Source organism: Pseudobutyrivibrio sp. C4 (genome assembly GCF_900111635.1).
GTDB classification, from domain to species: domain Bacteria; phylum Bacillota; class Clostridia; order Lachnospirales; family Lachnospiraceae; genus Pseudobutyrivibrio; species Pseudobutyrivibrio ruminis.
Genome location: NZ_FOHF01000005.1, coordinates 72,406 through 85,950, shown reverse-complemented (window position 1 = coordinate 85,950; position 13,545 = coordinate 72,406). Strand labels below are relative to the sequence as shown.

The window sequence follows — 13,545 nt, the reverse complement described above, 5'->3', positions numbered from 1 at the left end:
TATTTTATATTTCCGATTGCAAAAAGATAATAGCACACATATCAACACTATTTAATGTTCGATAATGTTTTATTTGTAAATTTTAGTGGTATAATTATGTTTAATAGAACATTATATTCTCTGAAGGAGCTTTCTATGAAACAGGTAAATGAAAATAATGGAATAAGCCGCCGTGAATCTATATACGAATTATTAAAAGAACAGACTACCGTATATGTAAAGGATTTATCACAAAAATTTGGTGTGTCTGACATGACAATCAGAAGAGACTTACACATAATGGAGGAACAGGGAATACTTGTTACTCATTATGGTGGTGCTACTATCAGGCATCCAAGCTCAGTTATACACACTTTTGACATGCGAAAAGAAAGCTTTTTCGAGGCTAAAGCCGCAATTGCCCGCCGCGCTGTAGAATTTATCAAAGAAAATGATGTAATTTATCTAGATCCAAGTACCACAGTATTGCTTATGACTAGATATCTCCCACCTTTGCATCACACCGTTGTAACAAGCTCATTGGCTGTAATGCATGAGTGTTCTCACAATCCATATGTCACATTATACATAGCTCCTGGTAAATATCAGGACTCAAACGGCGGTCCTATGGATATGGATACTTTGACTTATCTTTCAAATTTTCATTTTAACGCAGCCTTTCTAGGAACAGGCTTTATAGATACTGTCTATGGTGTTACCAGCACAGAAATGGATTGTTCAATAAAACAAGCGGTAATGAGAAATTCGGAGCAAAATATTCTTCTGGTTGACCACTCAAAATTCGGGCAACATACCATGAAAAAGTTCGGAGATATCAAAGACTTTAATACTATTATCACAGACTCTGATATCTCCGATGAGGATCAATATAATATTTTAAAAGAAAAGGTAAATCTAAACATAACACATTGTTAAGGTACCCTACACAATACAGCTTTTCGCTTCTGACTTTTTCATTTTCTAAAAACCATTAATATCGTTCTCCTTGTTATAAAGCATAGCAATATTAATATCCTTAAAGTACCAACAATAAGGTTCCAGCACCAATTAGTGCGCATCCTGCAAGTGATTTTATAGTAAAGTCTTCATGTAAAAATACAAAAGCTAAAACTAGAGTGATAACAACACTTAGCTTATCAATCGGAACAACTTTAGATGCATCACCAAGCTGTAAAGCCTTGTAGTAGCATAACCAGGATGCACCTGTGGCCAAGCCTGATAATATTAGGAAAATCCAGCTCTTTTTGCTTATAGCAAATACGCCACTTTGAGTATTGGTGATAAACACCATTATCCAGGCCATACCAACCACAACGACAGTTCGAATAGCTGTAGCTAAGTTTGAGTTTACACCTTCAATACCAATCTTAGCTAATATTGAAGTTAAGGCAGCGAATATAGCTGATAGTAAAGCAAATACAAACCACATAATAGTCCTCCCATTATTTTGTATGTTTATTTTCTTCCAATTCTTTTTCAATCCATGTCATGATTACATCCACTAAATATTCTTGCTGAATCTGACTAAGCTCTTTACCAGGCGCCATCTTATGCCACTTTCTAATGCACTCTCTACAACAGGTAGCTGTTGCATGCTGCGCAATGAATACAGGATGGCCCTTTGTCGGAGTTTGTTTGCCATCATTAGGGATAACAGCAGGAGCTTCTCTTTTAGCAATGAAATCTGCAGCGTGAGCTCTTATAGTATCTAGCCCTTTCTCATGTATATATTCTATATCTTTTTGCTTTAATTTAAAACTTGTTCTAAATTTAGAATTGCCCAGCCGCGTAAACAGCTGAGCAAACCATTCTTCTCTATTCATTAAAAGTTACTTCCATTCTTATTCATTGTCATTCCACCCTTTGCAGATATCAACCCAGCCTTCGGCGCCAGAAGCAAGCTCAAGCTCGTCTGGTGTAATCTTTACAGATGTAAACTCATTTCCACCTGCAGGATGAACGTATTCAAATCTTTGCATTGAAACATCAAGCCAAATCGGAATGTCCTCAGGTACAGCAAAAGGACAAACACCACCTGGCTGAAATCCAGTGATTTCTTTCACTTGATCACGTGGAATCATATGAGGCTTTGTGTGAAAATAAGATTTAAACTTGGAGCTGTTTACTTTTCCATCTCCAGCCATTACTACAATAACTGGCTTATCTTCTACCACAAAAGAAAGCGTTTTCGCAATCTCTGGCTCAGTGCATCCAATTTGCTGGGCGGCGTGCTCAACTGTATCAATTGTTTCTGTATGGACTGTCAGTCTATCCCCAAGTGATTTTTCATCGAGGAAGGCCTTAACTTTTTCATTAATCATGGCATATACCTCCTAATACTTGTAATTATAGACTACCTGAAACAAATATATGCTATAGCTATTTTCTATAAGCAGTTATCAATTTACATTGTAGAATAATTATTCCTCGATATTATCAAATATTCCAGCCTGTCTATAATTATTCCAAGCTGCATTATAGCTTTCTGCAGCCTTTTTATCCATGATTTGCTTTCTATCACTTAATATAGCAAGCATCTCGTCCGCAATTTCTACTTCTGGAAGATGGTCATAATGAGCAAGATATCCTAGCATTCGCCCAGCTGTGAAATCCGTGTTTAGATTATCTGTTATCAACGTTGCAAACTGGTGCCCGTAGCCATCCTGCACTAGCGTATTATAAAGTTCTATACTAAGTGGTGATTTATTTCTCATATCTAATATTTCTTTAATTTAGCCTCTTTATGTTTTTTATAAATTTATCTGTCGGTAAAAAACTCTTATAGAATTTCTCATATAATATGACATTGATATCAAAGGCGAGGGAAACCCTCGCCTTTATTAATTATATAGTTAGCACATTAATTTACCACTCAATAGTACCGACAACCTCTTTAAGAGTTTTGGCAGATTCCTGAAGTGCCTTTATCTCATCTTCATCAAGAGAAATTGGAACCTTTGTCTCCAATCCATCAGCACCAACAACAGCTGGCATTGAAAGGCAAACACCATCAATATCGTACTCACCGTGCATCATAGATGATACTGGAAGGATTGATTTCTCATCACGGATGATAACTTCACAGATACGTCTGACCGCAACAGCTACGCCATAATATGTAGCATGTTTCCTCTTTATAATCTCGTAAGCAGCATTTTTTACACGTTCTGCAATTGCCTTTTCAGATGCCTCATGATTAAAGTGACCTCTCATTTCACAGAAATCATTAAGAGGAATACCAGAAACATTAGCACTTGAAAATGCAGCAATTTCGCTATCCCCATGCTCACCAATAATAAAAGCATGTACTGAACGGCTATCAATGCCAAGGTGCTCACCAAGCTCAGTCTTAAGACGAGCAGAATCGAGAACTGTACCTGAGCCGATTACTCTATTTTCTGGAAGACCAGAAAGCTTTAAAGCTGCAAGAGTAAGAACATCAACAGGATTTGCTACGATAAGCAAAATTCCGCCAAAATCTCTCTTAGAAATTTCTGGAATGATTGATTTAAAGATACCAACATTCTTGTGTACAAGATCAAGTCTTGTCTCACCTGGCTTTTGTCCTGCACCAGCTGTAACTACACAGATAGCTGCATCTGCAACATCATCATAATCTCCCGCATAAATCTTAATAGGCTTTGTAAATGGTGCGCCATGGGAAATATCCATCGCCTCACCTTCTGCCTTTTCATGGTCTGCATCAATTAAAACCATCTCTGAAAACAGACCGCTCTGAGAAAGAGCAAAAGCTGTAGCTGAGCCTACAAATCCCGCTCCTATAATCGCTACTTTTCTATGGTTTACTTCTACTGCCATACGCACCTCCTATTTTCCGCAAGTCACGTCCACAAGCCTGATGAATTCTCCGTTCGGCAACACGCCTCACTTGAGAATTATCAGAGCTTGTGTACTACTTGCTCACTTAAAAATTTTTATTACTTTAATGCTACTACCAAATCATCTAACACCGATGAATCCTGTAGTGTTGATTTAATAGAAACCACTGGCTCCACAAATTCCATATTTTTCATTGGCTCAAGAATTGCCTTCATGCACTTAGCTGCCTGAGGCGCCCATGTGCCATTTTCAACAAATGCAACCTTACGATTCTGATAAGCCTTTGCTGTAAGATGATGTAAGAAATCCTGCATTGGTGGGAATAATCCTCCATCATAAGTACAAGCGCAGCACACCATCTTATCCCAATAAAATGCTCTGGCAACAGCCTCTGACAAGCTTTCTCTTGTAAGGTCGATAAACTGCACCTTTGTGCCATTTGCCTTTAGCTTATCAACAAGCTCAAGGGCAGCTTTCTTAGTGTTACCGTGGATAGAAGCGCATGCAACAAGCACGCCCTCTTCCTCTGGCTTATAACTGCTCCATGTATCATAAAGATTAATATAGTAACCTAAATTTTCTGTCAAAACTGGTCCATGCAATGGGCAGATTGTCTGGATATCAAGATTTGCTGCCTTTTTCAACAATCCCTGCACAGATGCGCCATACTTACCCACAATATTAAGATAATATCTACGGGCCTCGTCAATCCATGGCTCATCCACATCCAGCGCACCAAACTTTCCAAATCCATCTGCCGAGAAAAGAACCTTCTCTGTAGATTCGTACTCAACCATTACCTCTGGCCAGTGAACCATTGGTGCCATGATAAATGTAAGCTCATGGCTTCCAAGTGAAAGTTTATCCCCTTCAGCCACCACATGCTTTCTATTCTCAAATATGCTGGCATTCATAAACTGCGCCATCATTGTAAATGTCTTGGCATTTCCAACTACTATGGTATCAGGATATTTTTCCAGGAATACCTTGATTGAACCAGAGTGATCTGGCTCCATGTGCGAAACCACAAGATAATCCGGTGTACGTCCAGCCAGCTCCTTATCAAGATTTGCCAACCACTGGTCTGTCACTCTAGGATCTGCTGTATCCATAACAGCGACCTTTTCATCCAAAATCACATATGAATTGTATGATACTCCGTTAGGAACTGGATACTGACTTTCGAACAAATCGATAGTCTTATCATCGCAGCCTATATATTTAATAGCTTCTGAAATTGTCATTACCAAATCCTCCTTTTACATATCTCTATCTTACCAAATAGCAATATAACTATCTATGATTTCATCTTTATCGATAAAAAGTTCTCAAATAGAAATTACTAAACTATTTGGTCAAATTCTGCACCCATTTGTACTTTCTAAAGCGAATCATTACCCATGGAATTTTTCCAACCTCGTCCAAGCATGTGCATGAATATACCAGCAACACTGGCCAGTGGAATACAAAAGCTCCCAACAGCGCCAGAGGAATTGCTATTCCCCACATGCACACAGCCAGGCTATACATATCGAATATGGTATCTCCGCCGCCATCTAGCACACCGTTTATTGTGACAGTGTTTACACATCGCCCTATCATGTAAACAGCCATTATACACATCATACCTGTAAGATATTTTCTGGCTTCGTCAGTAAGAAGTACCATATGAACTGTCAGCGGAGTTACCGCAAATACGATAAGCATAGATGCAATGCCGATTACGTAAGAAATCTTCATAAGCTTGATTCCATAAGCTTTTCCCATTTCTAGATTACCAGCACCAAGTTCATTTCCAACAATAATTCCAGCCGCACTTCCAATACCATTACAAACGCAGCAAATCAAATCTCTTACAACTGCTGCAATAGAATTTGCTGCAGCTGCATCTACACCCATGTGTCCCATTATTGCAGTGTATGAAGTAAATCCAACGCCCCAAAATAATGAGCCTCCCATCAGTGGCAAACACTGTCGCCAAAAATCCTTAGTAAGTTGCTTACTTATAGAAAACATCTTGCTAAAGGCTGGCCTAATGTAACCTGCTCTTCCTGAAATTGCAAGACAAATAACAAGCTCTATTATACGTGCGATAGTTGTTGCCAGGGCTGCACCCTTTGCCTCCATTCTTGGAGCTCCCAGAAAACCAAAGATAAATATCAGGTTAAACACTACGTTGAGCACCACAGCACAGCTACTAATCCACGCACTTTCATTGACATGATCTGTAACCTTCATAATAGCTAGATAACTTTGTGACACACCCGTTATCAAATATGAGATTCCTGCAATACGGAGATAAGCAGCACCAAGCTCAATCAAAGTCTGGTCGCTTGCAAACACATGCATCAAGGCCTCTGGAAAAACCTCACATCCGATAAAGAAGGCTATGCAAATAGCCCCTGCATACTTCAGCATCATATCAAAAAGCTTCTGTATAGTTTCTTTATCACCTTTGCCCCAGTACTGAGCTCCAAGGATTGCTCCCGCTCCCGTAATAGCCATAATCAGCATATTCTGAACGAACTGTATCTGCGTAGCCAGGGAAACCGCCGTCATCTGCTCCTGTGCCACTCTCCCCAGCATCAACGCATCACAGGCAGCCACCAGCGCCAGCATCAAACTCTGAAACGCTATCGGCCCCGCTATGGTCGCCAACCTACTGTAAAAATGCTTACTGTCTATTCTAATCTCGTTATCCTTTGTCATTACGCCCTTCTCCAATTACATCATTTTCTCCAATGGTACTGTATTGCCCCGTTTTACACAATAGGTTAACAACATAAAAAAGGACCCTAGGTAATCCTAAGGTCCTTGATTTGCATTATTTAGAGAGACGCTCAACTATCCTGTCTAGGGTATCGCGAGGTACTGTGCCATCACGATAAAGTTGGTTGATTGTGCTTTCGCTTCCAAGTAGAGCTGTGGCATCCAGCCAAGTGCCCTTTTGAAATTCTTCGTCAAATACGGCAAATATTTTTCGATTTTTTAAAAGCTCCGAAAGCGGGTATTCTCTATAATCCATAATTAAACTCTTGATAAATACTCTCCAGTTCTAGTATCAATCTTGATTGTCTCACCATTCTCAACGAAAAGTGGAACGTATACAACAGCACCTGTCTCAACTGTAGCAGGCTTTGTAGCACCTGTAGCTGTATCGCCCTTGAAACCTGGCTCTGTGTCTGTAATCTGAAGCTCAACAAACATAGGTGGCTCAACTGAGAAGATTGAACCGTTGTGTGAAAGCATCTTTACGATTTCATTTTCCTTAACGAACTTAAGAGCGTCACCAATCTGATCTGCTGTAAGAGCAACCTGATCGTATGTCTCAACATCCATGAAGTTGTAAAGGTCACCATCGTTGTAGAGATACTGCATATCCTTACGATCGATACGTGCTGCTGGGAACTTCTCTGTTGGACGGAAAGATGTTTCTGTAACACCACCGTTCTTTATGTTCTTAAGCTTAGTACGAACGAAAGCTGCACCCTTACCTGGCTTTACGTGCTGAAATTCAATTACCTGATAAACCTGATTATCCATTTCGATAGTCATACCGTTTCTAAAATCACCGGCTGTAATCATTATAAATTCCTCCTTAAAAGCTATACCTATACCGAGCCCTACCACATCGCCCGGATATATTAGCACTCGTAATGGTAATTCTACCGCAAATTTCAGTTTTTTTCAATATATTTTCATTTCTCTCTTTATTTGCTACTATAAATCCATGGAAATTGAAAGAAAATTTTTAATCAAAGAATTGCCTGATTTAGGCCAATATAAGTATGTTGAAATTGAACAGGGATACCTTTCTACAAGTCCTGTCGTTAGAATTCGTCGAAAAGATGACGCATATATTCTGACATATAAAGGAAGTGGATTGATGGCTCGCGAGGAAATCGAAGCTCCTCTCACCAAGGAAGCCTACGAACATCTTCTTGAAAAGATTGATGGCTATCCTATCACAAAGCGCCGCTATCTTATTCCACTCGATCCATACACAATCGAACTTGATGTGTTCTCTGGTCACATGGAAGGCCTCATTATGGCTGAGGTAGAGTTTCCAAATGAGGAAGCCGCCAACTCCTTCACCCCACCAGAATGGTTTGGGGAAGACGTCACAAGCGACCGCCGTTACCACAACTCAAACATGATATTCGGCAACCCGCTCTCGTAAATTACCTAGAAAGATTTTACATAGTGTAGATTATACTCAAAAAAACAGAAGCCAGTATGTAGGCATCAAGCTCTACTATTTCTTAAGCGAGACATTCGTCGAGCGAAGAAATCAGTAGGCTTGTAGCCGTAACATGCTGGCTTCGTCATTATTTAATTTGGTACTCTAGGCTTTCAAAATCTGCCTCTAGAGTAATGGTGTCATTATCCTTTGTCCATGTAAAGGAAACAACTGAACCATTGGTATTGATTGAAAGTTTACTATCAAAACCAAATGCAGGATGTGACTTACGAAGCTGTAAAAGCTCAATCTGCTTTTTAACAACGTCCTTCTTAAGTCCTTCCTCAATTTGCTCCATTGTAAGATTTGTTCTGTTGATTTCTTTGTGACCACCTGCGCCTGCACGAGCAACAGCTTCGTGATCATTTTTTCCTGCGAACAAATCTAAGTACCATACCTGTGGCTTACCTGGCATGAACATCTGAATTGCTCTGGCAAAGAGCATCTTCTTATCGTCATCACCTAATGCACTGTAGTATGTGGCATTTACCTGGTAGTACATGTTCTTTGCTCCGTGAAGATCCTTTACAAATCCTCCTCTAGAAACAAGTACATCTATCATCTTCTGGATTTCGTCTTCTGGAAGAAGTCCCTTTAAATCAAGAAGTGGTATACCATCGTGGCAACCAAGCATGTTTACAACTCTGATATCCTTTTCAACAAGCTCTTTTGCCCAGTTGATAAGAACATCTGGATTGTGATTTTCGATTGCGTATATAAGAAGTCCTGGTAAGAAGAAATCATATGTCATATAGCCTTTGCCTGCTACTAACTCATAAATCTTCTCGCCGTAGCTTGCGTGAATCTCTGGAAGTAATGTTACTCCGTTTTTGTCTGCAAGCTCTCTAACCTTCTGTAGTAAATCCCAAGTACCAGGATCATTCAAGAAATTCTTTTCTCCTGGCTCCTTAGGAGCATATGCGAATGCATCAAGTCTGACGATTTTAGCACCGTATGATGAAAGTGTCTTAAGAGTGTTTTCATAGAATTCCCAAACAAGTGGAGACTTGATATTCAAATCCATCTGTCCTAAGTATCTACGACTGCTCTCAAGTAAATCAACTACCTCATCACGATACTGTTCGTATTTTCCAAGCTTCAATTCTGCTACGCTTGTTCCCTGGCTGATTTGGGAATTAACACACTGTGCTAAACGTGTAGCAGCCACATACTGGATATCCATCTTTTCCATGAGGTCTTCTGCTTCAAGATTCTTGTAGCGAACCTCCTGGTAGAATGTGTTCCAATATGGTACGTTTCTTCCATCTGGGAATCTTACCATAAGAATTGGTAAACCTGGCTTGCGGAAAAACATATCCTTGATATATTTTTCATCTGGCTGAATGTAACCCTCTTTTGTGAGAGTACCGCAACCTTCCCAGAATTTGTTCCAGTCAATGAAGAAATCCTTGTACTTAGAATTCTCACCATTTTTGATGATATCCTGGAACTCCTTTGATAATACAGATGCGTGGTTAAGGATGAAATCAAGCTTAAGGTCGATGCCCATATCCTTGATAGCCTCAATGGCTTCCTTGCTACCAAGCTCCTCATTGATTCCATAATCAATTACTGAGAAGCCTCTGTCTAAGTCTGTATTAAAAATACTTGGAAGGATGTAGAATGACTCGAATACGTCCTTCAATTCATCCTTGCTAAGAACCTTTACAATATCATCTAATGTGCCACCCATAGAATCTGGATAGGCATTTAACATTGGTCCATTGCTCATCACTAATCCCTCCTACTTCATAAGACTTTCATATTCACTATATGAAAGTAACTCACCTGATTTAGAAAGAATAATTTTTGCCTTGTGAGCCTGTGACTTTAAAAGGTTCTGCTCGAGTTCCAACACAAGCATAGTGAATGCACTATCAGTCTTGCCATCACGATTTCTAGCTCTGCGGTGAGCCAGTGTCTCTTCTGGTGTGCTGTTGAGAAGGATTGGAATATCCACGCCTTCATAGTTATCACTATTACCATGTGTCCATTCAATAACTAGAACTTTTTTGTTTGTAAAATCAACTTCATCATACCAAAGTTCAGAGTCGGTTCTACCCATTCTCTTAAGGTAGATCTTATCCTGGCCGGATTTGAAAGCCTTAACAATACCAGTTACTTCATCGAAATCAATTTCGTTTGTAGTGCCAAGATAGCCTACGAGTCCTTCTCTACCAGCATCAAGGTAAGCCTTCATCCATGGATCAGTTGAAACATGGTCAGCTGAAGCATCTGTCTCCTCCTGTTGCCAAGCTCTAAGCTTGTCGAAGTGTTCAGGTGTTGCTTCATTAGCCTTTACAAGGCCTCTTACACCGCTAGTTCTAAAGATGCGAAGTCTCTCAGCATCGTTGTACATAGGAATTCTTCTAGGATAGTTGTCTCCTGACATTGTATAAGCACCAATGCCCTTCTCATTTAAGAAATAAGAAATGAGAGACGCTGTCTCAGACTTTCCTACTCCTGAGCCACCGCAAACAGCTATGACAGCTCTGCCATCCTTTGCGATAACCTCATCAAGCATGCCCTCAAGTTTCTCCATAATAAGAGTTGCCTTTTTAACATGCTCCTCACCTATTTCTACCTTGTCACCTGGCATATCGCCATGTGGAAGTGCCTCGTATTGTTTAAGATCAATAGCCATAATAATATCCTCCTGCTCACTATAGATATGACATAAACAACACGCAATAAGTATACCAAAATATATTTAACGTTAAACCGCTTTACCCCAATTTTATTTAATTTACCGAAAAATCTGTCTGAATGCACAAACAAAAAAGCTGCCACACCCTTAAAGTGTGGCAGCCTAATTAAAAGCTAATGATTAAAGAGAATCTTCGAATTCATCAATTCCTTCGTCACTGATGTAATCGTCGTACTCATCAATATATTCATTTGTGTTATCAATCAAATCGTCGATTGAATATGAGCCTTCGAAAAGAACCTCATCTGCGTAGTGAGTGTAATCTGTACAAACGATATCAACATCGTAATCTGCACTATCCAACTCATATCCTAAGATAATTGGAATAGACTCACCTGGCTTGATTTCTGCATAGTTAAGCTTTGATGTACCAGAAATATATGCTCTATCAAGAGAAATACCATCCTGCTTTACTTCAACATTAACTACGCTTGCAAAATCCATTACCTCATCAGAGTTGTTTGTAAACTCACCAACAAGGTAAACAATAACTACATCATCATAATACTCATCTGTTCCAAGTAATGCTGTATCAACATTAAATGCATACTTGCTTGAAGTATCGATTGTGCCTGCTACGATAACATCGTCATCATCCTCGTCATCCTCTGACTTCTTCTTTGAATCCTTGTCATCGTCCTCGTCTTCATCCTCATCTTCTTCGTCATCTGCTGACTGCTCGATTTTATCCTTGATAGATGAAGATTTACCACATCCTGTTACACCAAATACAAGTGCAAAAGAAACAAGAAGAGCTGCTAATAATCTCTTTTTCATATTGGCCTCCCTTATTTAACCTGGATTTCCTTTTCCAAGATTACTGCCTGATCAAAGCTCTGTCTATCTGTAAGCTTAATTTCTACATTTGAATCGCTAGTAAGCTCGAATACTTCACGAACCTGAATGCTTGCACCAGACTTGATGTCTGTGTATACATTGTCATCATCCATATCCTCACGTAATGGGTGATTGTATGGAAGGTATCCACGCTGAAGAGCTACACCATCCTGGAAGAGTTCCTCTGTAACTGCAGAACCAAAGCTTGTAGCCTCATCAGAATCATTTGTAAATGTGTAATCAATAACTACGATGTTTGTTCCTTCTCCATCATCTGTAACTGTTACATTGTCAATTGAAACATCAAATTCACTTTCAGAAACCTTTGCCTCAACATCAGCCATTGAAATAGTCTCATCAAGAACGCCTACAGTTTTGTAATCCTTGATTGTGTAAGATGTTAATTCAAGCTGAAGTTCAGAATCCTCATCGTAATCAATACCTGAGATATCAAATGCTGCCTGAACCATTCCTGACTCTTCGCTCTTAATCTTTGAATCAGCAATAGCGTATGGGTTGTCAGATCCCAAATAAGATGTGCTAAGTGTTGTACCATCAAGAGTAGCTACAAGACTATACGCAACTGTATAACTATCTATGTATGAGTCTGTGTTGTTTGTAGCATCAAGATTTACAACCAATGCTGTTCCGTCGTAAGTGCCACATGTAAAAACCTCGTCAACTGTTGCCTCGTACTGTGGAGTAGAGCTTTTACCACATGCTGTGAAAAGTGAGCCTGCCATAACAACTGTGGCAGCTAATAGCGTTACTTTTTTCATAATCATCCTCCTAAACGCTTTTTTTCTAATTTTATAGCTAGTTAATTTTATCTCATCTTTGAACTTATTTCAATAAATTAAGACAAAATAAAAAAAATCGATGAGTATTATTACTCATCGATTTTATCTAGTCTATTATTGAACTTCTGACACATTTGAAGCGTCAACTGGAACAAATGGAACCAGCACGTATTTCAAATCATCTGTAGCCCCTTCAATTGATGAAATTGACTGGCCTTTGGACAATACTGCACATGCATTTACCGCTGCAACTCCCTGGCCCTGGGCATCCTGCAAAACTGTCATATACATATCTCCCGCCTTAATTGATGCGCATCCGTCAGCTGTGGCATCTACACCAGCTACAAGATACTTTGATGGATCATAACCATTATCCTTAAGCCACTTAACTGCGCCAAGCGCCATTGTGTCATTGTTACAGAAGATTGCATCGAAGCTCTGATTTGTAAGCTTAAACACATCTAGTTTTTCATATGCCTCAGTATCTGACCAGTTTGCATGGTCCATAAATACTATGTTTGCATCTACTCCATTATCACGGTAAAAATACTTGATAGCATTTGTTCTACCAATAGCTCCTGCGTGGCCCTTCTCGCCCTCAAGAATCACAATATTCATGGATGATGGATTGCCTAGCTTATTCCATACGTATTCAGCCTGGAATGCTCCAGCATCCTGTTCAAAAGATCCTGCATAAATATATTTGTCTGCCTTTAAATACTCTGAACTAGGCTCATTGTTTACAAATACAATAGGTAAATCTCCTGCTGCAATTTCCATCTGCAGAGCAGTAGAAATATCTACAATACGGCAAATGATAGCGTTGTACTTTCCAGATGCCGCTGCTGCTTCAATCATATGGAGCTGTTCATCTGTACTGTTACCACAATACTCAGTTGTTACTGTTGCTCCTGCTTCAGCTGCCGCCTCATTTATAGCATCGCTAAGTGCTGCTCTAAAAGTATCATCAACATCCGGTATTGAAAAATAGATATTAGTGCCCTTTCCTGAAACATTTCCGGCAGACGAACTGGTACTTCCACATCCAACCATAGAAGCTACAGCCAGCACGCCTATCATAGTCATACATAATAGTTTTTTTATCTTTGATTTCATGCCAT

16 protein-coding genes are annotated in these 13,545 nt (G+C 39.6%); 2 read left to right on the top strand and 14 right to left on the bottom strand.

Annotated elements, in window-relative coordinates; translation table 11 throughout:
- Positions 1-135 precede the first annotated feature (135 nt).
- Positions 136-915: a DeoR/GlpR family DNA-binding transcription regulator gene (locus tag BMY66_RS09360; protein WP_177175639.1), complete on the top strand. Its 780-nt coding sequence runs from the start codon at positions 136-138 to the stop codon at positions 913-915.
- 100 nt (positions 916-1,015) lie between these two features.
- Here the strand turns inward: BMY66_RS09360 and BMY66_RS09355 are convergent, their stop codons facing one another.
- From BMY66_RS09355 to efp, 9 genes are all read right to left on the bottom strand, one after another.
- Positions 1,016-1,429: an EamA family transporter gene (locus BMY66_RS09355; RefSeq protein ID WP_033151754.1), complete on the bottom strand. Its 414-nt coding sequence runs from the start codon at positions 1,427-1,429 to the stop codon at positions 1,016-1,018.
- Positions 1,430-1,442: 13 nt separating this feature from the next.
- Positions 1,443-1,823, bottom strand: a complete 381-nt coding sequence (locus tag BMY66_RS09350) for a DUF4186 domain-containing protein (protein WP_090394954.1) — start codon at positions 1,821-1,823, stop codon at positions 1,443-1,445.
- A gap of 18 nt (positions 1,824-1,841) precedes the next feature.
- Positions 1,842-2,321, bottom strand: coding sequence for a YbaK/EbsC family protein (locus tag BMY66_RS09345; protein WP_044935562.1), 480 nt, complete (start codon positions 2,319-2,321; stop codon positions 1,842-1,844).
- A gap of 99 nt (positions 2,322-2,420) precedes the next feature.
- On the bottom strand, positions 2,421-2,714 hold the full coding sequence (locus BMY66_RS09340; RefSeq protein WP_090394953.1) for a hypothetical protein: 294 nt from the start codon (positions 2,712-2,714) through the stop codon (positions 2,421-2,423).
- Positions 2,715-2,865: 151 nt separating this feature from the next.
- Positions 2,866-3,819: an L-lactate dehydrogenase gene (locus tag BMY66_RS09335; RefSeq protein WP_090394952.1), complete on the bottom strand. Its 954-nt coding sequence runs from the start codon at positions 3,817-3,819 to the stop codon at positions 2,866-2,868.
- 119 nt (positions 3,820-3,938) lie between these two features.
- Positions 3,939-5,084, bottom strand: a complete 1,146-nt coding sequence (locus BMY66_RS09330) for an FprA family A-type flavoprotein (RefSeq protein ID WP_090394951.1) — start codon at positions 5,082-5,084, stop codon at positions 3,939-3,941.
- A 103-nt stretch (positions 5,085-5,187) separates the two neighbouring features.
- Positions 5,188-6,549 carry an MATE family efflux transporter gene (locus BMY66_RS09325; protein WP_044935552.1) on the bottom strand — a complete coding sequence of 454 codons (1,362 nt, stop codon included), beginning with the start codon at positions 6,547-6,549 and terminating at the stop codon, positions 5,188-5,190.
- A gap of 115 nt (positions 6,550-6,664) precedes the next feature.
- Entirely contained in the window at positions 6,665-6,865 is a 201-nt protein-coding gene (locus tag BMY66_RS09320; RefSeq protein WP_033151764.1) for a hypothetical protein, read from the bottom strand.
- A 2-nt stretch (positions 6,866-6,867) separates the two neighbouring features.
- On the bottom strand, positions 6,868-7,425 hold the full coding sequence (gene efp, locus BMY66_RS09315) for an elongation factor P (protein WP_044935548.1): 558 nt from the start codon (positions 7,423-7,425) through the stop codon (positions 6,868-6,870).
- A gap of 145 nt (positions 7,426-7,570) precedes the next feature.
- Between efp and BMY66_RS09310 the strand changes: the two genes are divergently transcribed.
- On the top strand, positions 7,571-8,020 hold the full coding sequence (locus BMY66_RS09310) for a CYTH domain-containing protein (protein WP_090394950.1): 450 nt from the start codon (positions 7,571-7,573) through the stop codon (positions 8,018-8,020).
- Between the two features lie 148 nt (positions 8,021-8,168).
- Here BMY66_RS09310 and BMY66_RS09305 read toward each other — a convergent pair whose 3' ends face one another.
- The 5 genes from BMY66_RS09305 to BMY66_RS09285 all read right to left on the bottom strand — a co-directional run bounded on the left by BMY66_RS09305 (position 8,169) and on the right by BMY66_RS09285 (position 13,540).
- The gene (locus BMY66_RS09305; RefSeq protein ID WP_090394949.1) at positions 8,169-9,812 is read right to left on the bottom strand and encodes an alpha-amylase family glycosyl hydrolase; all 1,644 of its coding nucleotides are present in this window, start codon (positions 9,810-9,812) and stop codon (positions 8,169-8,171) included.
- 12 nt (positions 9,813-9,824) lie between these two features.
- Complete coding sequence (locus BMY66_RS09300) at positions 9,825-10,724, bottom strand: nucleoside/nucleotide kinase family protein (RefSeq protein WP_090394948.1); 900 nt, start codon at positions 10,722-10,724, stop codon at positions 9,825-9,827.
- 183 nt (positions 10,725-10,907) lie between these two features.
- Positions 10,908-11,564, bottom strand: coding sequence for a DUF5067 domain-containing protein (locus BMY66_RS09295; RefSeq protein WP_044935536.1), 657 nt, complete (start codon positions 11,562-11,564; stop codon positions 10,908-10,910).
- Positions 11,565-11,575: 11 nt separating this feature from the next.
- Positions 11,576-12,403 (bottom strand): DUF5067 domain-containing protein, encoded by an 828-nt coding sequence (locus BMY66_RS09290; protein WP_044935533.1) that lies wholly within the window; start codon positions 12,401-12,403, stop codon positions 11,576-11,578.
- A gap of 135 nt (positions 12,404-12,538) precedes the next feature.
- Positions 12,539-13,540 carry a substrate-binding domain-containing protein gene (locus BMY66_RS09285; RefSeq protein WP_177175638.1) on the bottom strand — a complete coding sequence of 334 codons (1,002 nt, stop codon included), beginning with the start codon at positions 13,538-13,540 and terminating at the stop codon, positions 12,539-12,541.
- Positions 13,541-13,545 lie beyond the last annotated feature (5 nt).

What these genes read in the sequence shown, in the direction of transcription:
- BMY66_RS09320 (WP_033151764.1), bottom strand. Translation starts at nt 6,865, where the DNA reads ATGGATTATAGAGAATACCCGCTTTCGGAGCTTTTAAAAAATCGAAAA.
- BMY66_RS09335 (WP_090394952.1), bottom strand. Translation starts at nt 3,819, where the DNA reads ATGGCAGTAGAAGTAAACCATAGAAAAGTAGCGATTATAGGAGCGGGA.
- BMY66_RS09295 (WP_044935536.1), bottom strand. Translation starts at nt 11,564, where the DNA reads ATGAAAAAGAGATTATTAGCAGCTCTTCTTGTTTCTTTTGCACTTGTA.
- BMY66_RS09285 (WP_177175638.1), bottom strand. Translation starts at nt 13,540, where the DNA reads ATGAAATCAAAGATAAAAAAACTATTATGTATGACTATGATAGGCGTG.
- BMY66_RS09310 (WP_090394950.1), top strand. Translation starts at nt 7,571, where the DNA reads ATGGAAATTGAAAGAAAATTTTTAATCAAAGAATTGCCTGATTTAGGC.
- BMY66_RS09290 (WP_044935533.1), bottom strand. Translation starts at nt 12,403, where the DNA reads ATGAAAAAAGTAACGCTATTAGCTGCCACAGTTGTTATGGCAGGCTCA.
- BMY66_RS09350 (WP_090394954.1), bottom strand. Translation starts at nt 1,823, where the DNA reads ATGAATAGAGAAGAATGGTTTGCTCAGCTGTTTACGCGGCTGGGCAAT.
- BMY66_RS09355 (WP_033151754.1), bottom strand. Translation starts at nt 1,429, where the DNA reads ATGTGGTTTGTATTTGCTTTACTATCAGCTATATTCGCTGCCTTAACT.
- BMY66_RS09305 (WP_090394949.1), bottom strand. Translation starts at nt 9,812, where the DNA reads ATGAGCAATGGACCAATGTTAAATGCCTATCCAGATTCTATGGGTGGC.
- BMY66_RS09330 (WP_090394951.1), bottom strand. Translation starts at nt 5,084, where the DNA reads ATGACAATTTCAGAAGCTATTAAATATATAGGCTGCGATGATAAGACT.
- BMY66_RS09345 (WP_044935562.1), bottom strand. Translation starts at nt 2,321, where the DNA reads ATGATTAATGAAAAAGTTAAGGCCTTCCTCGATGAAAAATCACTTGGG.
- BMY66_RS09300 (WP_090394948.1), bottom strand. Translation starts at nt 10,724, where the DNA reads ATGGCTATTGATCTTAAACAATACGAGGCACTTCCACATGGCGATATG.
- BMY66_RS09360 (WP_177175639.1), top strand. Translation starts at nt 136, where the DNA reads ATGAAACAGGTAAATGAAAATAATGGAATAAGCCGCCGTGAATCTATA.
- efp (WP_044935548.1), bottom strand. Translation starts at nt 7,425, where the DNA reads ATGATTACAGCCGGTGATTTTAGAAACGGTATGACTATCGAAATGGAT.
- BMY66_RS09340 (WP_090394953.1), bottom strand. Translation starts at nt 2,714, where the DNA reads ATGAGAAATAAATCACCACTTAGTATAGAACTTTATAATACGCTAGTG.
- BMY66_RS09325 (WP_044935552.1), bottom strand. Translation starts at nt 6,549, where the DNA reads ATGACAAAGGATAACGAGATTAGAATAGACAGTAAGCATTTTTACAGT.